18 protein-coding genes are annotated in these 20797 nt (G+C 72.8%); 7 read left to right on the top strand and 11 right to left on the bottom strand.

From position 1 onward, the window contains the following. Positions 1 to 29 precede the first annotated feature (29 nt). The gene (locus AB2L57_RS13315; RefSeq protein WP_409047298.1) at positions 30 to 1430 is read right to left on the bottom strand and encodes an O-antigen ligase family protein; all 1401 of its coding nucleotides are present in this window, start codon (positions 1428 to 1430) and stop codon (positions 30 to 32) included. A gap of 44 nt (positions 1431 to 1474) precedes the next feature. Here AB2L57_RS13315 and manA point away from each other — a divergent pair, with 44 nt between their 5' ends. From manA to AB2L57_RS13295, 4 genes are all read left to right on the top strand, one after another. After that, positions 1475 to 2644: a mannose-6-phosphate isomerase, class I gene (manA, locus tag AB2L57_RS13310; protein WP_409047297.1), complete on the top strand. Its 1170-nt coding sequence runs from the start codon at positions 1475 to 1477 to the stop codon at positions 2642 to 2644. Positions 2645 to 2800: 156 nt separating this feature from the next. After that, positions 2801 to 3121, top strand: coding sequence for a WhiB family transcriptional regulator (locus AB2L57_RS13305; RefSeq protein ID WP_292810263.1), 321 nt, complete (start codon positions 2801 to 2803; stop codon positions 3119 to 3121). 58 nt (positions 3122 to 3179) lie between these two features. Further along, positions 3180 to 6518, top strand: coding sequence for a glycosyltransferase (locus tag AB2L57_RS13300; RefSeq protein WP_409047296.1), 3339 nt, complete (start codon positions 3180 to 3182; stop codon positions 6516 to 6518). Next, positions 6515 to 7930 (top strand): DUF5719 family protein, encoded by a 1416-nt coding sequence (locus AB2L57_RS13295; RefSeq protein ID WP_409047295.1) that lies wholly within the window; start codon positions 6515 to 6517, stop codon positions 7928 to 7930. The genes AB2L57_RS13300 and AB2L57_RS13295 overlap by 4 nt, the downstream gene beginning before the upstream one ends. A gap of 27 nt (positions 7931 to 7957) precedes the next feature. Here the strand turns inward: AB2L57_RS13295 and AB2L57_RS13290 are convergent, their stop codons facing one another. Continuing rightward, positions 7958 to 8404 carry a hypothetical protein gene (locus AB2L57_RS13290; protein ID WP_409047294.1) on the bottom strand — a complete coding sequence of 149 codons (447 nt, stop codon included), beginning with the start codon at positions 8402 to 8404 and terminating at the stop codon, positions 7958 to 7960. 66 nt (positions 8405 to 8470) lie between these two features. Here AB2L57_RS13290 and AB2L57_RS13285 point away from each other — a divergent pair, with 66 nt between their 5' ends. After that, positions 8471 to 8677: a DUF3499 family protein gene (locus tag AB2L57_RS13285; RefSeq protein ID WP_292810271.1), complete on the top strand. Its 207-nt coding sequence runs from the start codon at positions 8471 to 8473 to the stop codon at positions 8675 to 8677. A 396-nt stretch (positions 8678 to 9073) separates the two neighbouring features. On the opposite strand, the gene AB2L57_RS13280 is transcribed toward AB2L57_RS13285, so the two are convergent. After that, a complete protein-coding gene (locus AB2L57_RS13280) occupies positions 9074 to 9910 on the bottom strand; it encodes an RDD family protein (protein WP_409047293.1) in 837 nt (278 codons plus the stop codon). An 18-nt stretch (positions 9911 to 9928) separates the two neighbouring features. Between AB2L57_RS13280 and AB2L57_RS13275 the strand changes: the two genes are divergently transcribed. Then, complete coding sequence (locus tag AB2L57_RS13275) at positions 9929 to 10924, top strand: stage II sporulation protein M (protein WP_409047292.1); 996 nt, start codon at positions 9929 to 9931, stop codon at positions 10922 to 10924. A gap of 471 nt (positions 10925 to 11395) precedes the next feature. On the opposite strand, the gene AB2L57_RS13270 is transcribed toward AB2L57_RS13275, so the two are convergent. The 8 genes from AB2L57_RS13270 to AB2L57_RS13235 form a co-directional block, all read right to left on the bottom strand. Further along, on the bottom strand, positions 11396 to 12220 hold the full coding sequence (locus tag AB2L57_RS13270; RefSeq protein ID WP_292810277.1) for an aquaporin: 825 nt from the start codon (positions 12218 to 12220) through the stop codon (positions 11396 to 11398). 139 nt (positions 12221 to 12359) lie between these two features. Next, a complete protein-coding gene (locus tag AB2L57_RS13265) occupies positions 12360 to 13874 on the bottom strand; it encodes a catalase (RefSeq protein ID WP_292810279.1) in 1515 nt (504 codons plus the stop codon). Continuing rightward, positions 13867 to 14340: a Fur family transcriptional regulator gene (locus AB2L57_RS13260; protein ID WP_292810282.1), complete on the bottom strand. Its 474-nt coding sequence runs from the start codon at positions 14338 to 14340 to the stop codon at positions 13867 to 13869. Before AB2L57_RS13260 ends, AB2L57_RS13265 begins: the two co-directional genes overlap by 8 nt. Positions 14341 to 14410: 70 nt before the next feature. Beyond that, a complete protein-coding gene (locus AB2L57_RS13255; protein WP_292810284.1) occupies positions 14411 to 15730 on the bottom strand; it encodes a DUF58 domain-containing protein in 1320 nt (439 codons plus the stop codon). A 23-nt stretch (positions 15731 to 15753) separates the two neighbouring features. After that, positions 15754 to 16710 (bottom strand): MoxR family ATPase, encoded by a 957-nt coding sequence (locus tag AB2L57_RS13250; protein WP_292810286.1) that lies wholly within the window; start codon positions 16708 to 16710, stop codon positions 15754 to 15756. Next, on the bottom strand, positions 16707 to 17933 hold the full coding sequence (locus AB2L57_RS13245) for a DUF4350 domain-containing protein (protein WP_409047291.1): 1227 nt from the start codon (positions 17931 to 17933) through the stop codon (positions 16707 to 16709). Before AB2L57_RS13245 ends, AB2L57_RS13250 begins: the two co-directional genes overlap by 4 nt. After that, positions 17930 to 18595, bottom strand: coding sequence for a DUF4129 domain-containing protein (locus AB2L57_RS13240; RefSeq protein ID WP_292810290.1), 666 nt, complete (start codon positions 18593 to 18595; stop codon positions 17930 to 17932). The genes AB2L57_RS13245 and AB2L57_RS13240 overlap by 4 nt, the downstream gene beginning before the upstream one ends. Next, complete coding sequence (locus AB2L57_RS13235) at positions 18592 to 19860, bottom strand: glycerophosphoryl diester phosphodiesterase membrane domain-containing protein (RefSeq protein WP_409047290.1); 1269 nt, start codon at positions 19858 to 19860, stop codon at positions 18592 to 18594. The genes AB2L57_RS13240 and AB2L57_RS13235 overlap by 4 nt, the downstream gene beginning before the upstream one ends. Positions 19861 to 20109: 249 nt before the next feature. Here AB2L57_RS13235 and mtrA point away from each other — a divergent pair, with 249 nt between their 5' ends. Continuing rightward, positions 20110 to 20790, top strand: a complete 681-nt coding sequence (gene mtrA / locus AB2L57_RS13230; RefSeq protein WP_292810294.1) for an MtrAB system response regulator MtrA — start codon at positions 20110 to 20112, stop codon at positions 20788 to 20790. Positions 20791 to 20797 lie beyond the last annotated feature (7 nt).

Genomic DNA, 20797 nt, shown 5'->3' with positions numbered 1-20797 from the left:
GGGATGCGCAGGCCCGCCCCCGGCATCCGTCATCGCAGCGTCCGGTCCACCGATTCGCCGCGCTCCATCGCGAGGCTGCGCTCGGCGGGGCCCTCGCCCACGAGCGGGGACTGGGCCATCTTGTGCGTGAAGATGACGAGGAACATCCAGCCCCACTCCATGAGCGGTCGGGATTCGGCGAGGCCCTGCACGAGCAGCACCGTCGCGATCAGGGTGGGCAGCAGAGTGAGGGCTTGATAGGGGCGGTCGGCGTCGAGGTCCCAGCGCGGGCGGTCGACCGCGAAGAACCACGCCCGCCACACGTACCCGAAGTAGGCCAGCATGAGCAGGCCCAGTCCAATCGCGCCGAGCTGGAACCACGCGTCCAGCCACATGTTGTGCGCGTGGAACACGGTGAGGTCGTTGACGACGATCCAGCCGTCGAACGCCGGCTCCCACGGCACCCACGGGGTGGCGAAACCCCAGCCGAGCACGGGGTGCTCCGCGATGCGCGCGATGACGGCATCCCAGATGCCCTGTCGTCCGGTGAGGTCGCTCGATCGGCCGAGCATCCCGAGCAGCATGTCGCGACCGAACCACAGCACCGCCGCGAGGGCCACGCCGATGCCGGCGTAGGCGACGTAGTACTTGGTGCGTTCGCCGGGTCGCCTCGTCGTGCGCATGAGCAGGGCCGTCGCGAGCACGAGCGCGGTCGCACCGACGGTCAGCCACACGGTCGCCGAGCTCGATCGCCAGAGCAGGAATGCCGACACGACGATCCAGCCGATCAGCCAGCCGCGGCGGGCGCCCGAGGCGATGCGCACCGAGAAGACGATGATCGCCAGCAGCGCCGCGACGGCGAGCAGATGCGCGTTGCCGACGATGCCCTGGATGCGCCCGCCGTCGAACAGGTTGTCGCGCACCCAGTACAGCTCGGTGACGACCTCGCCCTCCCACAGCACGAAGTTCGGCAGGATCGGATGCCGCAGCACGATCGAGACGAACAGCTCGAGCAGCAGCGAGAGCCCCATGATCCACTTCAGAGCGGACGCGAGCGCACGCACGAGCTCGCGCCACGTGAGGACGCTGCCCAAGAAGATGCCCTGCACGGTCGTCGCCACCAGCAGAGCCCAGGTCAGCAGGGTCGCCTGCGGCCACTGCGACCAGATCACCGATGCGCCCGCCAACGCGACGTACGCCAGCGGTAGCCACGGCAGCCGGCGCCAGCCGATCGTGGGCCGCACGACCAGCCACACGATCACGCTCGCGACGGTCGTCGCACCGACCAGGGCGACAAGGCCCGCCGCGCCCAGCAGGTTGAACCAGAAGGTCGTGGCAAGGGCGATGACCAGCAGCAGGACGCTGTAGGCCCGCAGCAGCAGATGACCGGTGGACTCGCGGGCCGGTGCCTGCGGGGGCGCGCCGACGGGGTGTCGCGTGTGCAGGGCCATGGTGAGTTCAGGGTACCGGCCGCGGGCGGCAATACAGTGGGAGCATGATCGTGCCGATCTCCAACGCGCCCCGGGACTACGCGTGGGGAGACCCGCGCGCCATCGCCGATCTGCAGGGGCGGGAGCCCGGCGGATCGCCCGAGGCCGAGGTGTGGCTGGGCGACCACCCCGGCGACCCGGCCGAGGTCGATGACGGTTCGGGACTGACCCTCGACGCGTGGATCGCCCGCGCGGGGGGCCGGCCGCTGCCGTTTCTGCTGAAGATCCTCGCGGCCGCGTCGCCGCTGTCGATCCAGGCGCACCCGTCGCTGGCGCAGGCGCGCGAGGGCTTCGCGGCAGAGGAGGCGCAGGGTGTGCCCCGCGACGCCGCCCACCGCAATTACCGTGACGACAATCACAAACCCGAGGTGATCGTCGCGCTGAGCGACGAGTTCCAGGCGCTGGCGGGCTTTCGTGTGCTCGAGCAGATCGACGCGCTGCTGGACGCGGTGGCGGGGCAGGATGCCGCCGTCCGGGCGCTCCGCGAGGGTCTCACGGCGTCCGACCCGGCCGCGGCGCTGCGCGAGCTCGTGGGTGCGCTGCTCTCGGGAGAGGCGTCGTCCGCCGTCGCGGCGATCGAGGCGGGTCTTGAGCTGCAGGCGAGCGGTGCGTTCGCGGACGACATCGCGGCGGTGCGCGACATCGCGCGCGTCTACCCCGGCGATCCGGGCGTCGTGGTCGCGCTGCTGCTCAACCGCGTCGTCCTGCGCCGCGGCGAGGCGCTGTTCGTGCCGGCGGGGATGCCGCACGCGTATCTGTCGGGACTCGGCGTCGAGCTGATGGCCGCGAGCGACAACGTGCTGCGCGGCGGCTTGACACCCAAGCACGTCGACGTGCCCGAGCTGCTCGCGGTGCTCGACTGCGCCCCCGGGGCCGCGCCCCGCCTGTCGCCGTCGCGCTCCGAGGCCGGCGTCGAGGCGTTCACCCCGCCCATCCCCGATTTTGCCCTCGCGCGCGTGCGACGCACGGGCGCCGCGGCCGCGGCGACGCCGGTCGCGGTGGCGGGCCCCGCGATCGTGCTCGCGACCGCCGGAGCCGCGACGGTGCGCTGCGCGGCAGCATCCCTCGCCCTCCCCCCGGGGTCGGCCGCCTTCGTCGACGGCGAGTCCGAGGTCTTCATCGAGGGCGCCGGCGAGGTGTTCGTGGCGCAGGCCGGCGGCGTGTCGCACGACTGACGTATCCGTCTGCATCGTTCTGGACACGCCGGGCGCGTCGTGAAGGTTCATGCGCGCATTGAGGGTTTACGATGCTCCGCTTGACTGATCGGGAATGACAACGGTGTAATTAGTGCACTGCGCGGTTCGCGTGGGGGGCTATAGGTGGGAGACGAAATGGCGGGCTCGGAATTCCGTTCCGGTGTACCCGACAACTGGTTCGTCGACCCGGTGAGGCTGGGGGTCCCGGGGGTTCGACGGCCGGTTGACGGCGACGATCCTTTGTCATGGCAGACGGATGCGCTGTGTGCGCAGACGGATCCGGAAGCATTCTTTCCGGAGAAGGGCGGCTCGACGCGCGATGCCAAACGCATCTGCACGACGTGCGAGGTACGGGGGAAGTGCCTTGATTACGCCCTGCAGAACGATGAGCGCTTCGGCATCTGGGGAGGATTGTCGGAGCGAGAGAGGCGCAAGCTCAAACGGCGCGCGGTCTAGACCTGCGCGGCGCGTTCACCGCAGCAGCGGTGCGCGCCGCGCCTAGGCTGAGTGCGCCATGCCAGCCCGTGTCCATGCTCTGCTCGTCGTGCGCCCCGAGGGTGCGGGCGACGAGACCCTGCAGCACCTGGAGCACACGCTCGAGCTGATCGGCGCGCAGACCCGCGCCGTCGACGCACTGACCGTCGTCGTGTGCGGCAAGGCCACCGCCGAGTTGCGCACCCTTGCCGGGCGCGGGGGAGCCGAGGCGGTCATCGAGGCCGCCCGCGGCACGGGATACGCCGCAGCGCTGCGCATGGCGAGCGTGCGGCTGGGTGCCGCCGAGGCTGTGTGGCTGCTCGCCCAGGACACCGCCCCCGAGCCCGGTGCACTGCGCCTTCTGGCGGGAGCGCTCGAGAGCCAGCCGTCGGTGTCGATGGTCGCCCCCAAACTCCGCGATGCCCGCGACCCCGACCTCATCGTCTCGCTCGGCGTCTCGATGACAGCCCTCGGGCGCACGGTCGGCCTCGTCGACGGCCAGCTCGATCAGGGTCAGCACGATGCCGCCGAGGACGCGCTCGCCGCCGACGTGCGCGGGATGCTGGTGCGCCGCCAGGTGTGGGACCTGCTGGGTGGTGCCGACCCGGCGCTGCTGGGCGCCGACGAAGGACTCGACCTGGGTGTGCGCGCCCGGCTGGTCGGCGGCCGTGTCGCCCTCGTGCCGGCGGCATCGGTCATCGTGCACGGCGACGGCGTCGCAGGGCTGCCCGCCCCCACCGACTCCCGCCGGCGCGGACGTCGCGCCTACGCCTCCCGCACCGCCGCGCTGCACCGGCGCCTGACCTACGCGAACGCGGCACTCGTGCCGCTGATCTGGCTCAGCATCCTGCCCCTCGCCCTCGCCCGTTCGGTCATGCACCTGCTGCGCAAGGCGCCGGCCCTGGTGGGCTCGGAATGGCGGGCGAGCCTCGTGGCCTGGCTGCGTCTGGCGGCGATCGCTCGATCCCGCGCGCGCATCCGCAATGCCGCCCGGGTGACGGGCACGCGCCCGGCCTGGGCGCTCGTGGCACCCCTGCGTGTGCGCCGCGCCGACCTCAAACGCCGCTTCGACGACGGCGAGGACTCCAGCGCCGACATCGATCGGCGCGGCGAGCTGCACTTCTTCACCGGCGGAGGCGCCTGGATCGTCCTCGGCGCGCTCGCGCTCGGGCTCGGGGCCTTCTTCGCGCTGCTCGCGTGGCCCGTGCTCGGCGGCGGCGGGCTGCTGCCGCTGCGCGAGAGCCTCGTCGACCTGTGGGGCGACGCCGCCTACGGGCGGCGCGCTCTGGGGCTCGACGAGGTCGGCGCGGCCGATCCCTTCGCCGCCATCGTGGCGCTGCTCGGATCGCTCACGCCCTGGCATCCCTCGCAGGCCTTCGTGATCCTCTGGGTGCTGGCCCTCCCGCTCGCGGCGCTCGGCGGCTGGTTCGCCGCAACCCGCCTTTCGGCCCGCGCCGGCGTGCGCATCGTGGCCGCGATGCTCTTCACCCTCGCACCCTCCTTCCTCACGGCGCTCGTCGAGGGGCGGCCCGCCGCGGTGCTCGCCCACCTGCTGCTGCCGTGGCTCTTCTACACCGGCAGCGTCGCCAAGCGCTCCTGGGGCCCGGCGGGCGCGGCATCCCTGCTCTTCGCCGCCGTCCTGGCGTGCGCGCCCTCGCTCGCGCCGGCCCTGCTCGTGCTGTGGTTGGCCGCGCTCGTCACGGCGGGGCGGCGTGCCCTGCGGGTGGCCTGGATTCCGATCCCCGCCGTCGCCGCGTTCGCCCCCCTGATCTGGGAGCGCGCGATCGTCGGCGGCGACGCCTGGGGCCTGCTCGCCGACCCCGGGCTCGTCTGGGCCGCGCCCCAGGCCGGAGCCGACGCGGCAGGCAGGATGCTGCTCGCGACGGGCTTCGCGACCCCCGATCTGGCAGGGTGGGCAACCCTCGCCCCGAGCGTGCCGCAGCTGCTGCCCATGCTGCTACTCGCCCCGCTTGCCGCTCTCGCCCTCGTCTCGCTCATCTCGCCACGCTGGCCCGCGGGCGCGGTGCTGCTGGTCACCGCTCTGCTCGGAATCGCCACGGCCTTCGCGGCGGTGGGAATCGCGGTGCAGTCGGCGAACGGCGAACCGGTCGCCCTCTGGCCGGGACCTGCCCTGAGCCTGGCGTGGCTCGGCGTCGTCGGGGCGGCGATGATCACCCTCGACACTCCGCTGCCGCGGCGGGTGCGGGCGCTGCGACCCTGGGCGGCGGCCATCAGCGTCCTCGCCGTGACCGCGCTCGCCTTCCCTTCCCTGACGGCGATGCTGCGCGACGACAGCGCGCTCACCAACGGCCCCGAGAGCACGCTGCCCGCCTACGTCGCCGCCGTCGGGCGCGACGATCCCGACGTCGCCACCATGGTCCTCACCCCGCTCGCGGACGGCGGTGTCGCCGCCCGCATCGTCTGGGGCTCCGGCGAGAGCCTGGGCGGGCAGAGTACGGCGCTCTCGGCGCGTGCCGGGGCGAGCGCATCCGATCGCGAGGTCGCCGCCCTCTCGGCCGACCTCGTCGCCCCGAGCGCCGCCGACGTCGCGGGGGAGTTGTCCTCTCGTGCCATCGGCTTCGTGCTGCTGGCACCCGGCGCCGTTACCGAAGCTGCGGACGCGCTCGTGCTGCAGGCGGTCGCCTCGCTCGACGCGCGCGCGGGACTCGAGACCGTCGGCGACACCACGCGCGGACGTCTCTGGCGCGTCACCGGCGATCTGCAGCCGCGCCCTGAGCTCACGCGCGCCGAGACCGCGCTGCAGGGCTCGATCTCGCTCGCCCAGCTCGTCGTGGCGGCCATCGCCGTGCTGCTGGCCTTCCCGACCGCGGCCTCGCGCCGGGCCGCGCGCGCCGAACCGCGCATCGTGGGCGCTGCCCCCGCCTGGGGCGCGGCCGGGCGGGCGCGACGCGCGCGGAAGCGGGGGGATGCTGCCGCCGCGGTGCCGTCCGGCGTCGGCGCGGGTGTCGGTGCGGGTGCGGAGTCCGGGGTCGGGGCCGGCGTGCCGGGTGAGTCCGGCCCGACGGGTGAGTCCGGGGCACCGGCCGAGTCCGACTGGGCGGCCGAGTCCGACCCGGCGGCTGAATCCGACCGGGGGGCCGCGTCCGACCTGGGGGTCGAGTCCGACTCGGGGGTCGAGTCCGAACCGGCGGCTGAATCCGACCCGGCGGCTGAATCTGACATCGCGTCCGAGGACGCGAGCGACGCCGATTCCGATACCGATTTCGTATCCGAATCCGAATCCGAATCTGACGGCGAATCCGAATCTGACGGCGAATCCGAGTCCGACGCCGAGGCGGCGCAGGCGCTGCCGCAACAGGACTCTGCGCCGACAGCATCCGACGACTCCGACGACGACCGCCCGGGAGGTGCCCGATGACCGAGCGACGCACGCTGCGCACGATTCTGACGAGCGCGCGCGTCCTGATCGGCGCCGCCGTCGCCGTCGTGCTGGTCGCCGCGGTCGCCGTTGCGGTCGCCGCACCCCTGCCGACTTTCGCCCGCTCCGCGGTGAGCATCGTCGAGACGCCGACGCCGTCCGAGACGGTCGCCGTGTGCGCGGGCCCGCTGCTGGCCACGGGGCGCACGTCGGGCGCGGCGTCCGAGATCGCGGTGGCCGCCGATGCCGACCTACGGTACGGATCCGCCGAGGGCGAGCCCGCACAGGAGGGCCTGCGCGCGGCGAGCGTCGTCGATTCGTCGGGCCCGTCGGTGCTCCGGATGAGCCCCATCGATCGTGAAGCGGCATCCCTCGCCGGAGCCCAAGCATCCACCGCCACCGCCGAGGACCTGATCGGCTTCGCCGCGTCTGCCTGCGAGGCGCCCCGCTTCGAGTCCTGGCTCGCCGCCGGCGCGACATCGACCGGAGCCTCGGACCTCGTCGTGCTCTCGAATCCCGGCGACGTGGCCGCAACGGTGCAGATCGGCGTCTACGGGCAGGCGGGTCTGACCACGCCGCCCGGCGGCGACGATGTGATCGTGCCGGCGCGCGCTCAGATCGTGCTCTCGCTCGCGGGGCTCGCGCTCGGCGAATTCACCCCCGTTCTGCGTGTACAGGCCAGCGGCGCGCCCGTGACGGCGCACCTGCAGGCCAGCCGCACCGTCACGCTCGAGCCCGTCGGGGTGGATGTGACCGGCGCGACGGTCGCTCCCGCGACGCGGCAGGTCATCGCCGGCATCGTCACCCCGAGCGCCGCCGACCCCGCCATCGAGGGCTCCTCGACGGTGCGGGTGCGGGTGCTCGCGCCCAGCGCCACCGCGCGCGCGACGGTCACCGTCACCGCGCAGGGCTCGTCGTCTCCGGCGGTGGCGCCCGCCGAGCTGGACCTGGCCGAGGGTGTGCCGCTCGACATCGACCTCGCGGGGCTTCCGGCGGGCAGCTACACGGTCGACGTCGAGACGGAGGGTGTGCCCGTGATCGCCTCCGCATGGACCTCCAGCGCCCTCGGCGGGGAGCGGGACTTCGCCTGGATCGCGGCCGCCCCGATGCTCGAGCAGCCGGCGCTCCTCGCGGTCGCGGAGGCGCCGGCGGGCGCGGCGACCGCCGTACACGTCGTCGCGGGATCCGAGGCCGCCGAGGTCGTCCTCACCCCCGTCAACGGCGGCGAGGCGCGCACCCTGTCCCTCACGGCCGATGAGGCCGGGGCGGTTGCGGTGCCGGCCGGAAGCTGGCGCATCGAGGCGACGGCCCCCGTGCACGCGGCGGTGTCGTACGCCTCTCCCACGGCCGTGGCGGGGTATCCCGTGCAGCCCGGTCAGGGGGCCGCGGCCGCCGTGCGCGTCGTCCCCTGAGCGGGGATCCTGAGGAATCCGGCGCGGTCAGAAGTAGCGGAAGCGCTCGGGACCGAGATCCCACGGGTCGCGATCGAGGTACTCGGCGGCCGCACGGAACACGGTGCCCTCGATCGACATCCGCCTGTGCAGTTCGTCGTCGCGGTGCAGCCGCCCGAGCCGCTCGATCGGAATGCGGAAGAGCACGATGCGCTTGGCCGTGCGGTCGATGTGCCAGCGCGGGATGCCGTCGGCGTGCGAATGCGGAGGCATCGAGCCGATCTCGAAGCTCACATCGTGCAGCTCGGGCCAGGCCGACCGGAGAAACTCGGAGGCGGCGCCGACCGCGACATCGAACCGCTCGAAGCGGGTGTCGAGGGGACCGATCGGGGGGCGGACGACCGAACTGCGGCCCTGCCGACCGTGTCGACCGTGACGATCAGGTCGGGACGCGGCATCCGCCCGCCGAGGTGACCTGCCACGCCGTGCAACCATGTTCCCGATCCTATCCCCGGGCGCGGCGCCGCCCCGCGGGCGCGAGGGGAGTCTAGGCTGACGACGATGCACGGAAGACTCTGCTCCAAGGTCGGCTGCGCCCGCGAGGCCGTCTCGACGCTGACGTACGACTACGGCGACCAGATGGCCGCCCTCGGACCGCTCGGCGCCACCGGCGACCCCCACGCTCACGATCTGTGCGCGATCCACACCGAGCGCATGTCGGTGCCCAAGGGCTGGGTCGTCGTGCGACACGAGACGATGCGCGCCTGATCCTCGCGCCGTCTTCGGCCGGCGACGGCTGATCCTCGCGCCGCATTCGCCTGGCGCCGGCTGAGGGCGTCGTCGCGCTGCGGGGCTGCAGGTTGTGCCGTGCTCGGTTGCGAGCTGCTGCGTGCTGCTGCTGCGGCGGCGTTCCGGCCCCGTCCGCGCGGGGGCTCCCCTGTCGCGAAGTGCGGGTGGGGCGCCGCGACCCGCAATTGGCGACAGCGGAGTGTCGGCCGCGGGCTGCGCGTCGGGGTTGGCCTGTCGCTAAGTGCGGGTGTGGGGCGCCCTGACCCGCAATTGGCGACAGCGGAGCGTCGGCCGCGGGCTGCGCCGGGGCTCACCGCAGGAGCGCCGGAAGCGGCATCCACGGGCGACGGCGGGATGCTGTCACACACTCACCGATCAGCGCTCGGGGAAGCCGTGGGGCAGGCGCTCGAGCGCCGGTGCCAGCGTGCGCACGCGCTGGGCCTCGCCCATGAGCGCGCGGTACTCGCGGTCGCGGCGCACGGCGGCGATCGCGAACAGAGAGGTGATCGGATCGGCGGGAGGCGGGGGAGTGACGAATGCGCTCGTCTCGGCCAGCAGATCACCCGCGACGCGATCCCGCGCAGCGGGCGCCAGCCGATCGACCTGGTGAAGGAACTGCGAGAGACGTCGGGCGAGTCGGTCCGGCATCCGTGCGACGTCGGCGATCTGCGCCCAGCCGGCAAGCGCAGGCGGCACCGGTGGCAGCGGGGCCGGCAGGGCGGGCACTCTCGTGCGCTGCGAGTACGTGCCGGCCATCAGATCGCCCAGGCGCTGCGCCCGCGGGGTGAATGCCGCCGTCAGGACGGCGACGACTCCCAGCGTGAAGTAGATCTCGAGCACGCCCACGAGGGCGCGGATGAACGCCTGTCGGAATCCGGAGGCGCCCCCATCCGCCCGCACGATGCGCGCACCGATCGCCAGGCGCCCGAGGCTCCGGCCGCGCGTCAGGGTCTCGACCGCCGTCGGGATCACGACCATGATGAGCACGAGCAGCACGATGACGGTCATCTGCAGCGCCTCGGGCGGGATCACCTGGGCCAGCGGGCCCGAGCCGAGCACGAACACCAGCACGAGGAGCAGGATGCCGATCAGCACGTCGATGATGGCGCCGAGCGCCCGCAGGAACAGTCCCGCCGGCTGCACATCGAGCGCGACCGCCTCTCCGGTGAGTACCTCGTCCGAAGCGACGCGGGTCAGCTCGGGCGCACTCATGCGGGTAGTTTAGGCGGGGTGGACCTCGACGCGCTGACCGCGGCCCGCCAGGGCGAATGGCGGCGCCTGCGCGAGCTCGAACGCAGGCGGCGCCTGACCGGACCCGAGTCCGACGAGCTCGTGGCGCGATACCAGGCCGCTTCGGCGGATCTCGCCGAGATCAAGACATCCGCGGGCCGCTCGCCGCAGGCCGACGTCGTCTCGACCCTCATCGCGGGCGCCCGGATGCGTCTGACCGCCGGCGCCGAGAACCCCTTGCGCGTGCTGCCGCGATTCTTCGCGCTGCAGTTGCCGGCCGCTCTCTACCGGGTGCGCTGGACGACGCTCGTCATCGCGACGGCCTTCGTGGCCGTGGTCGCCCTGATCGCGTTCTGGGTGTCGCGCGATCCGGTGCTGGTGGCGGCCCTGGGCGATCAGGCGTCGCTCGAGTACTACGCCGAGGAGGAGTTCACGGCGTACTACTCCGAGAACCCCGCGGCGGTCTTCGCCGGCACGGTGTGGACCAACAACGCCTGGATCGCGGCGCAGTGCGTGCTCTTCGGCATCACCGGCATCTGGCCGATCATGGTGCTCGTGCAGAACGCGGTGAGCGTCGGCATGGCGGCTGCGGTGATGTTCGCCTTCGATCGCGGTGACGTGTTCGTGCTGTTCATCCTGCCCCACGGCCTGCTCGAGCTGACGAGCATCTTCGTGGCGGGTGCGGCCGGGCTCCACATCTTCTGGGCGTGGATCGCACCCGGCCCCCGCACGCGCGGCGAAGCTCTCGCTCAGGCGGGCAGGTCGCTGGCGACGGTCGCGATCGGGCTGGTGCTCGCTCTGCTGCTCTCGGGCCTCATCGAGGGGTTCGTCACGGCGCAGCCCTGGCCCTGGCCGATCAAGATCGGCATCGGGGCCTTCGCTCTCGGCCTCTTCCTGTTCTACATGCTGTGGGTCGGCGGCCGCGCGGCGCGAGCCGGCGAGACGGGCGACCTCACGGAGTGGGAAGCAGGAAGCCCGAGGCTCGTCGCGGGCTGACGCGACAGCATCCTGCCCGCGCGTCGCGTGTTGCGTGCGGGCGCGGGGATGCGGGGTGTTTGCCCATGTTGGGGCGTCGGGGCTGCGTTGGGGCGTGCTGCAGCGCGCCCCACGGTGGTTTGAACGCCCCGAGGCGAGAGGAGGGCGCGGGGAGGGCGGGGTTTGCCCATGTTGGGGCGTCGGGGCTGCGTTGGGGCGTGCTGCAGCGCGCCCCACGGTGGTTTGAACGCCCCGAGGCGAGTGGAGGGCGCGGGGATGCGGGGTGTTTGCCCATGTTGGGGCGTCGGGGCTGCGTTGGGGCGTGCTGCAGCGCGCCCCACGGTGGTTTGAACGCCCCGAGGCGAGTGGAGGGCGCGGGGATGGCGGTGTTTGCCCATGTTGGGGCGTCGGGGCTGCGTTGGGGCGTGCTGCAGCGCGCCCCACGGTGGTTTGAACGCCCCAACGCGGCACAGACGGCGCGGGATGCTGCAGCTACGACTTCTTCGTCGCGTCGAACAGTGCGCGGTACGACCAGCCGGCCAGCAGCGCGCCGAGGATCGGGAAGACCAGGAAGACCCACAGCTGCCCGAGCGCGTCGGGTCCGCCGTAGATCGCCGTGGCGATCGAGCGGGCGGGGTTCACCGAGGTGTTGTCGACGGGGATGCTCACGAGATGGATGAGGGTGAGCGAGAGCCCGATCGCGAGGCCCGCGAAGGTCGTGCCGCGCGTCGAGTGCGTGACGCCCAGGATCACGAGCAGAAACAGGAACGTGAGGATCACCTCGATGATCATCGCGGCGGCGATGCCGAAGCCGCCCGGCGACAGCACGCCCCAGCCGTTGCTGGCGAAGCCGCCGTCCTGGGCCGCCGAGAGCCAGCCCTCGGGGCCGAACAGGCCGACGAGGACGATGGCGGTCGTCGCGGCCGCACCGCCGACGATCTGCGCGGCGATGTAGCCGCCGGCCTCGCGCCAGGGAAAGCGACCCGCGGCCGCAAGGCCCAGGGTCACGGCGGGGTTGAAGTGCCCGCCCGAGATCGGCCCGAAGGCGTAGGCGCCCATGATCACGGTGAGCCCGACCGCGAACGACGCCGCGATGTAGACGATTCCGGGGGCGAACGCGCCGGCCTCGTTCGCCAGGTGCGAGCCGAAGAGCGCGGTGCCGATGAGGCCGAACACGAGCAAGAAGGTGCCGAAGCCCTCGGCGGCGAGCTTGGCGCCGGTCGAAGGGCCGGCGGGCTGCAGCTCGGGAGTGTGCGCGAGCTCGGTGGGGTCGATCGGTGTCTCAGGGCGCGGATCGTCGTTGCGTGCGGGGGACATCGCCTTCTCCTTCGTGGCGGCGACCCGATCGCGCGCCACCCGCATCATGGCAGGCGGGCGGGGCGCGGCGAAAGCGGAAACGCCGAGGGGCGAGAGGATGTCGATCCCCTCGCCCCTCGGCGTTCACCTGTCCGTGCGGTCAGACGCCCACCGGCTCGGCCTCGGGCTCGGTGCTGTAGGGAGCGCCGGGGGAGTCGGCGGCGGCGTTCGCCTCGGCCTGAGCGCGCACCTTGTCGGCCGTGGTCTGGTCGACCTGGCCCCAGTACCAGAGGAAGCGCTCGCGCACCTCCGGGCGGGTCAGCGACTCGTACTGGCCGACGAGGGTCTCCACGAATCGAGCCTTCTGCGCGTCGTCGAACACCTCGCGCACGAGGGTGCCGGCCTGGCCGAAGTCGTCGTCCTCGGCGCGCAGCGTGTAGGCCGAGCGCACGAGGTCGCCGTCGTTCTGCCATCCGCCCTCACCGGCGCGCACGGCGTCGGCGCGGGGGCCGCCCAGCGAGTTCGGGGCGTAGACCGGGCGCTCGCCGCCGGAGAAGAAGTGACGCATCGCGCCCTCCTTGCCGTAGGAGTGCACCTCGGAGAGCGGGCGGTTCACCGGCAGCTCGTTGTAGTTGGTGCCGATGCGGTAGCGGTGCGCGTCGGCGTAGGAGAAGATGCGCGCGAGGAGCATCTTGTCGGGGCTCGCGTCGATGCCGGGGACGAAGTTCGACGGCGCGAAGGCGGCCTGCTCGATCTCGGCGAAGTAGTTCACCGGGTTGCGGTTGAGCTCGAACTCGCCGATCTTGCGCAGCGGGAAGTCCGCGTGCGGCCAGATCTTGGTCAGGTCGAACGGGTTGAAGCGATAGGTCTTCGCCTCGTCGTTCGTCATGATCTGCACCGAGACGTCCCACTTCGGGAACTCGCCCCGGTCGATCGCGTCGTACAGGTCGCGCAGGTAGTAGTCGGTGTCTTCGCCGACGATCTGCTGTGCCTGCTCGCCCGTGATGTTGTGCACGCCCTGCTGGGAGTGGAAGTGGTACTTCACCCAGAACGTCTCGCCGGCCGCGTTGATCCACTGGTACGTGTGCGAGCCGTAGCCGTTGACGTGACGCCACGAGGTGGGCAGCCCGCGGTCGCCCATGAGGTAGGTGACCTGGTGGGCCGACTCGGGGGAGAGGGTCCAGAAGTCCCACTGCATGTCGGCGTCGCGCAGGTGCGTGTGCGGCAGGCGCTTCTGCGAGCGGATGAAGTCCGGGAACTTGATGCCGTCGCGGATGAAGAACACCGGGGTGTTGTTGCCGACGAGGTCGTAGTTGCCCTCGGGGGTGTAGAACTTCAGCGCGAAGCCGCGCACGTCGCGCCATGTGTCGGGCGAGCCGAGCTCACCGGCGACCGACGAGAAGCGCAGCAGCAGCGGCGTCTCGGCGCCCTGCTGGAACAGCGCTGCGCGGGTGTAGGCCGACACATCCTCCGTGATGGTCATGGTGCCGAAGGCGCCGCCGCCCTTGGCGTGCACGACACGCTCCGGCACGCGCTCGCGGTTGAACTGCGCGAGTTTCTCGACGAGGTAGTGGTCGTGCAGCACGGTGGCGCCGTCGGCGCCGACCGTGCGCGAGAACTCGTCGGACGCGACGGGCGCCCCGTTGTCCTTCGTGGTGTAAGTCGGATCAGTCATCTCTCTGTTTCCTTTCGCACTCGGCACAGATGGCCCGGAACGTCACGCTCGCCTCGAGGACGCGCATGCCGTGGTCATGGGAGGGGTGCAGGCAGGGCGCCGCACCCACGGCGCACTCGACGTCTTCGACACGACCGCACACGATGCACTGCACGTGATGGTGGTTGTCGTCGTCTCGGTGCAGTTCGTACAGTGCGCTCGGGGCGCCCGGAAGGCTCACGCGGCGCACGACGCCGGCGGCGGTGAGGTCGTTCACGACCCCGTGCACGGTTTGCAGCGCGATGCCGGGCACACGTGCGCGGACCGCTCCGTGCAGCAGATCGACGGGGGCGTGCGGCGCCTCGTTCAGCGCCTCGAGCACGGCGGTGCGCTGTGCCGTGACCCGGAGCCCCGCGGCGCGCAGCAGCGGCGACGCCTCGAACTGCTCCGGCAGGCCGGAGACATCGTCGAGGGGGGTGATCGTCACCGTCCCAGTCTAGCTAATCCTGAATGATTAGCAACAATGAACACCTCGTGAATTGCACGGGATGCTGTCGTCACAGCCGTCCCGCGGCCTTCAGCTCGAGATACCTGTCGGCGACCTTCGGGGGCAGCTCGTCCGGGCCCTCGGCGATCGCCTCGGCCCCCAGGCGCGTGATGGCGTCGGCGAGGCGGCGCGCGTCGAGGAGCGTGCGCTCCGCGGCCGCCGCCCGCCAGATGTCGTCTGCGGAGGAGCGACGCGTCGCCGCCTCCGCGATGCCGGTGTCGGTGACCGAGCCGACGATGACGCGTGCGCGGGCGGTCAGGCGCGGCAGGGCGCCGAGCAGGGCACGGCTGGCGCTTGCGGCATCGAGGGCGGACAGCAGCACGACGAGGGAGGGACGCGTGGTCAGGCGCGCCGCCTCGCCGAGCGCCTGATCCCAGTCGGTGTCGATCAGCTGCGGCTCGACGCCGGCGAGCGCGTCGACCATCGCCGGCAGCAGCGCCTGCCCGCGCCGACCCGTGACCCGCGCGCGAACGAGGCGATCGAACACGACGAGATGCACGTGATCGCCGGCCCGGTCGGCGAGGGCCGCGAGCAGCAGCGCCGCCTCCATCGCCGCATCCAGCCGGGTGCCATCGCCCACGCGCGCGGCCGACGTGCGGCCCGAGTCGATCACGATCACGACGTGACGATCGCGTTCGGGGCGCCACGTGCGCAGCATCGTCGTGCGCGCGCGGGCGGTCGCGCGCCAGTCGATCGAGCGCACATCGTCGCCGCGCACGTACTCGCGCAGCGAATCGAACTCGGTGCCCTGGCCGCGGATCTGCACGCTGGTCGATCCGTCCAGCTCACGGAGCCGGGCAAAGCGCGAGGGCAGGTGCCGCCGCGACGCGAAGGGAGGCAGCACGCGCAGCGCCCCGGGCGCATCCCTGCGCGCCTGCCGGCCGGCGAATCCCAGCGGGCCGCCCGAGCGCACGACGACGAACCCGGTGCGGCGCTCGCCGCGGCGGCGCGGACGCAGGACGATGCCGATGCGGCGGCTCTCGCCGGGCGGCACCTCCAGGCGCGCGCGCGCCGGTTCGGCTGCCGCCGTGGGCTGCCATCCATCGCGCAGCCACCCGTGCACCGGGCGCGCACCGTCGTTGGCGACGATCACCGAGGTGGGGACCGCTTCGCCGAGGCGTGCCCGCGCGGGCAGGTCGCGTGCGATGCGCAGCGTCCGCGGATCGGCCGCCGCGACGAGATCCGCCGCGAACAGGGCGAGGCAGAGGAGGATCCAGCCGCCCGCGGCGATCCAGGCGACGGATGCCCGGCCCCCCGCCGCCGCGGACAGCAGCACGACGGGCACGACACCGAGCCCCGTGAGCAGGGCGGCGCGGCCGGTGAGGTACATGGCGGATCGATTCGCGAGGCGGGTCAGAGGGGGACGCGGGTCTGCTGCAGCACCGAGCGGAGCGTCGCGTCGGGCGACACGCCCTCGATCTCGGCCTCGGGGCTCAACCGGATGCGGTGCCGCCACACCGGCACGAGCATCGTCTGCACGTGATCCGGGGTGATCGCCGGGTAGCCGCCCAGCCACGCCCAGGCCTTCGCGGCGGCCAGCAGAGCGGTCGAGGCGCGGGGGCTGACGCCCAGCTGCACCGACGGGGCGGCCCGGGTGCCCCGGGCGAGGTCGACGACGTAGGCCAGCACGTCGTCGGTGACGGTGACGGATGCCGCGGCCCGCTGCGCCGCGTGCACGTCGGCGATCGAGAGCGCGACACCGACGCCCGCCGCAGCGAGGTCGCGCGGCGAGAAGCCCTCGGCGTGGCGGCGCAGCACGGCCACCTCGGCATCGCGGTCGGGCACGTCGATCACGAGCTTGAGCAGAAACCGGTCGAGCTGCGCCTCGGGCAGCGAGTACGTGCCCTCGTGCTCGATCGGGTTCTGGGTCGCCGCGACGAGGAACGGGTCGGGCAGCGCGCGCGTGACCCCGTCGGCCGAGACCTGTCGCTCCTCCATCGCCTCCAGCAGCGCCGACTGGGTCTTCGGCGGCGTGCGGTTGATCTCGTCGGCCAGCAGCACGTGGGTGAACACCGGGCCCTCGCGGAAGGCGAACTCGCCGGAGCGGGCGTCGTAGACGAGCGATCCCGACACGTCGCCCGGCATGAGATCGGGCGTGAACTGGATGCGTGTGGTGTCGAGCCCCAGCGCCTGGCTGAACGAGCGCACGAGCAGGGTCTTGGCCACCCCGGGCACGCCCTCCAGCAGCACGTGGCCGCGGGCGAGCAGAGCGATCAGCAGGCCGGTGACCGCGCCGTCCTGGCCGATCACCGCCTTGCCGACCTCGATCCGCACGCGGTTCATCGCGTCGCGCAGGGCGTCGTCGCTCATCGGGTTGCTCCTTCGTCTCGCAGGGCGGCGCGCACGGCGCGCTCGAGGTCGTCCAGCCCGTCGCTGATCGCGACGAGATCCTTCTCCGTGCCGGGGACGTCGTCCACGAGCAGCGACCGCACGCGCGCCCGCGGCGCCCCCGTGCGGTCGGCCGCAGCGTCCGCGATCGTGTGCACATCTGCGGCGCGACCGAGTCCCAGCATCCGCGCAAGTCTGCCCGCCGCGCCGATGCGCAGCGCGTCGGCGGCGTGCGCGGTGTCGCGGCCGCGGGCGTAGAGGCGCGCGCGGCCCTCCATGGTCTCGGACGCCCGCACGGTCACCGGCAGGTCCTCGACGACGAGAGGGCCGAACCGCCGTCCGCGCCAGATCGCGGCCGCGACCGCCGCAGCGGCGAGTACGACGATCGCGGGGGTGACCCACCCGGGTGTCAGCTCGCCGAGCGTGGGCTCGGCCGCGATGTCGGCGTCGTCGACGCCGGGGGAGTACCAGACCACGGTGGGCAGGCGTCCCATGAGGCCGAGCGCGAGCGCGGCGTTGCCGTTTTGCGCGAGGGCCGAGTTGATCACGATCTCGCGACCGTCCAGGGCCGAGGCGACACCGCCGGTCGCGCTCTCGCCCACCAGCAGGCCGTAGCCCCCGCCTGTGGGGTAGCAGGCGGTCAGGCCCGCGGCCGTTCCCGGCTGCAGCAGGCGCCCCGGCACGATCTCGCCCGCGCGGGCCGCCACCTCGCTCGCGCACTCGGGCGCGACGGGCGCGTCGGGCGCGAAGCCCTCGGACAGCGCGCCGGGCAGCACGATCTCGACCGCCCGCGCGCGGGGGTCGATCAGGACGACGTCGGTCGCGGCGTCGACGATCCCGCGCAGGGTGTCGTCGCTGAGCAGGGGGGAGTCCGCCGTGACGAGCGTGGCGGGGGATGCTGTCGCCAGAGCCTCCCGCGCATTCTCGCGATCGCGGGCGATCACGACATCGATCCCGCCCTCGCGCAGCAGCTCGACCACCGCGGCGGCGCCGTCCGGCCCCCGGCTCTCGGGGTCGAGCACGTCGCGCTCCGACCATTCGCCCAGGCCGGAGAGCGCGGCGCCGGCACCGCCGACCACCACCAGCAGACCGGCGATCGCCGCCCAGGCCCACAGCGACCGGCGACGGGAGGACGGGGCGGCACCGGGGGGCGCGGCACGCGAGGCGGCCCCGGGCGCGATCGAGGACGTCGTCGCGCCGCTCACCGGGGGGCCTCCGAGGCTGCACCGGTCACCGAAACGAGCGCGGGGCGGGCAGAGCCGACCTCACGGTCGGCGCGAGCGACACGCTCGTAGAGTGCGGCGGTCGCGGGGCGGCGCAGATACCGCACATCGTCGAACGCGTCGGCCGCGGCGTCGAGATCGGCGGCCAGCGTCGGGAACGCCCGGGTGGCCGCACGTGCGAAGGCGTGCACGGTCGCTCCGGGCGCAAGATCCACCACGCCGCGCTCGAGGGTCCCGCGGGCCAGCGCGCGCAGGCGCAGGATCACCGCCGTGTCATAGTCCCCCGAGGCCGCGGACGCCTCGGCCTCGGCCCGAAGGCTCGCGGCCGAGCGCGCCTCGTCGCCGTCGAACAGGCCGGGGCCCGCGGCACGCGATCTCGCCGACATGCGCGGCCTGCCCCAGATCGCGAAGGCGGCCGCGATCAGGCCGATCGCGACGACCGCGATCCCCACGAGGATCGCGGGGCCCAGGCCCGCCGGCGCCTGTGCGCCGAAGAGGGCCTCGAGCGCGTCGCCGATCGCCTGCGCGATGCGGTCGAGCGGCGTCGGCTCGGCGGCGGCGAACTCGGGCCGGGAGAGCACACGTTCGGCCTGCTCGCGCGCCTCGTCGCCGTCGGGCGTGAGCGGTGGTTCGGCGAAGATCACGCCGGCGGCGGCTCTCGGTCGGCCGATCCGGCACCGGGCGCCGTCCACTGCGTCGCCGCGGGCGGGACGGGCGGCGGTGGGGTGGCGGGCGGCTGCGGCGCATATCCGTAAGGGGCCTGCGCGCCGGGCGGCATGGGATACCCGTACGGTGGCTGGGCGTATCCGTACGGTGGCTGTGCGGGCGCGCCGTAGGCCGGCCCGTACGCGGGCGCACGCACCGGCGCCGGGCGGCCGGGATGCACGGCCCAGGGGTCCTCGAGGGTGGGGGCGCCGGCATCCCGCCGCTCGACGTAGGTCAGCAGGTCGATGTCGAGCCCCTCGTGCCGCATGCGGCAATCGACATAGAGCAGCACCGAGGCGGTTGCCTGCACGACGAGCGCGACCGCCTGCACGAGGAGCACGACGATGTTGCCGAGCAGGATCGCGACGACGAAGCCGATGACCGCCTCGGCGCCGGGCTCGCCGGTGGGTGCGAAGACGGTGAGGAAGCCGCTGGAGAGCAGCGAGAAGGGGATCTGCACGAACTGGGCGATGACGCCGAACAGCAGCGAGATGACGACGATCACACCGAGGATCGGCCAGAACCGGCGGCGCGTCAGCCGCCAGGACCGGGCGATCGCCCCCCGCACGCTCGCGCGCTCGAGGATGATCGCGCTCGGCGCGAGCAGCAGCTTGGTGCTCAGCCACAGGTAGAGCGGAATCGCGCCGAGGAATACGAGGATCGTCAGCACAACGGCCAGGACGGGCCCCGCCGCCGCACCCACCGCGAAGATGACACCGCCCACCGCCGCGACGAAGAGTACGACGGCCAGCAGCACGAGGAAGGTGTAGCCGAGCAGCCGCCACAGCGAGGGACGCACCTGGCGCCACAGCGCGCCCAGCGTCAGCTTCTCGGCGACGACGGCGTGGGCGACCTCGCCGACGACGACCGCCTGCACGATGACCTGGAGTGCGGAGGCGAGAAGCCCGAGCACCAGCCCCGCGAGGGCCGTGACCAGCACGGATCCTGCGGTGACGGCATCCCACTCGTCCGTGCCCGGGGTCAGGGTGTCGAGCCGCGAGAACGACAGCCAGCCCACCCCCGCGATGCCGACGATCAGCAGGATGAACACGAGCGACTGCACGCCGAGCGCGAAGCCCAGCAGCACCTTGGGGTTGTGGCGCAGGGCCTGGAACGACCTGCCGAGCACGGCTCCGAAGGTGAGCGGATGCAGCGGGATGATGCCGGGGCGTGCCGCGGGTGTCCAGCCGGGCTGGGCGCTCATGTGCTTCCTCCGTCCGCGGCGGCCGGGGCCGCGGGTCGTCGCGACCGCCCCGCGGGGTGGTCGACCGTCACGTGTTCCCCATCGTTCCACATGCCCGGGGCCCGATCATCCCGGGCGCCGGGGTGTCCAGCTTCTTCCCGGCGGGCCATCGGACGGCGTCCGGCCGGTGTCGACTACGCTGTGCCTTGCGGCCCCACGGGGGAGCCGAATCCCGTGATCCCCGTCTCACGAAGGACGAAACGCCGTTCCATGACCTCACGCATCCTGGTCGTCGACGATGACACCGCCCTCGCCGAGATGATCGGCATCGTGCTGCGCACGGAGGGCTTCGAGCCGGTGTTCTGCGCCGACGGCGCCATCGCGGTCGACGCCTACCGCACCGAGCGGCCCGACCTGATCCTGCTCGATCTCATGCTGCCCGGCATGGACGGCATCGAGGTGTGCACACGCGTGCGTGCCGAATCCGGCGTGCCCATCATCATGCTGACCGCCCGCACCGACACGGCGGATGTCGTCAAAGGGCTCGAGTCCGGTGCCGACGACTACATCGTGAAGCCGTTCAACCCCAAGGAGCTGGTCGCGCGCATCCGCACCCGCCTGCGTCCGACGCCCGAGGGGGCGGGTCCGCTGCTGCGCATCGGCGACCTCAGCGTCGACGTCGCCGCCCACGAGGTGCGTCGCGCCGATGAGGTCATCCCGCTCACCCCCCTCGAGTTCGAGCTCCTGGTCGCGCTGGCGACCAAGCCCCAGCAGGTCTTCTCCCGCGAGATGCTGCTCGAGCAGGTCTGGGGCTACCACTACAAGGCCGACACGCGCCTCGTGAACGTGCACGTGCAGCGCCTGCGCGCCAAAGTCGAGCAGGATCCCGACAACCCGAAGATCGTCACGACGGTGCGCGGCGTGGGCTACCGCGCCGGCGCCGTCGTCTGAGCGCGGT

This window comes from Microbacterium sp. HA-8, assembly GCF_046111165.1.
Taxonomy (GTDB): domain Bacteria; phylum Actinomycetota; class Actinomycetes; order Actinomycetales; family Microbacteriaceae; genus Microbacterium.
This window is presented reverse-complemented; position numbering and strand designations above follow the sequence as displayed.

Excerpts from the sequence above, each read along its gene's own strand:
- AB2L57_RS13285 (WP_292810271.1), top strand. The coding sequence starts at position 8,471 with ATGCACGGAAGACTCTGCTCCAAGGTCGGCTGCGCCCGCGAGGCCGTC.
- AB2L57_RS13280 (WP_409047293.1), bottom strand. The coding sequence starts at position 9,910 with ATGAGTGCGCCCGAGCTGACCCGCGTCGCTTCGGACGAGGTACTCACC.
- AB2L57_RS13295 (WP_409047295.1), top strand. The coding sequence starts at position 6,515 with ATGACCGAGCGACGCACGCTGCGCACGATTCTGACGAGCGCGCGCGTC.
- AB2L57_RS13270 (WP_292810277.1), bottom strand. The coding sequence starts at position 12,220 with ATGTCCCCCGCACGCAACGACGATCCGCGCCCTGAGACACCGATCGAC.
- mtrA (WP_292810294.1), top strand. The coding sequence starts at position 20,110 with ATGACCTCACGCATCCTGGTCGTCGACGATGACACCGCCCTCGCCGAG.
- AB2L57_RS13250 (WP_292810286.1), bottom strand. The coding sequence starts at position 16,710 with ATGAGCGACGACGCCCTGCGCGACGCGATGAACCGCGTGCGGATCGAG.
- AB2L57_RS13305 (WP_292810263.1), top strand. The coding sequence starts at position 2,801 with ATGGCGGGCTCGGAATTCCGTTCCGGTGTACCCGACAACTGGTTCGTC.
- AB2L57_RS13255 (WP_292810284.1), bottom strand. The coding sequence starts at position 15,730 with ATGTACCTCACCGGCCGCGCCGCCCTGCTCACGGGGCTCGGTGTCGTG.
- AB2L57_RS13265 (WP_292810279.1), bottom strand. The coding sequence starts at position 13,874 with ATGACTGATCCGACTTACACCACGAAGGACAACGGGGCGCCCGTCGCG.
- AB2L57_RS13290 (WP_409047294.1), bottom strand. The coding sequence starts at position 8,404 with ATGGTTGCACGGCGTGGCAGGTCACCTCGGCGGGCGGATGCCGCGTCC.
- AB2L57_RS13235 (WP_409047290.1), bottom strand. The coding sequence starts at position 19,860 with ATGAGCGCCCAGCCCGGCTGGACACCCGCGGCACGCCCCGGCATCATC.
- AB2L57_RS13300 (WP_409047296.1), top strand. The coding sequence starts at position 3,180 with ATGCCAGCCCGTGTCCATGCTCTGCTCGTCGTGCGCCCCGAGGGTGCG.
- AB2L57_RS13315 (WP_409047298.1), bottom strand. The coding sequence starts at position 1,430 with ATGGCCCTGCACACGCGACACCCCGTCGGCGCGCCCCCGCAGGCACCG.
- manA (WP_409047297.1), top strand. The coding sequence starts at position 1,475 with ATGATCGTGCCGATCTCCAACGCGCCCCGGGACTACGCGTGGGGAGAC.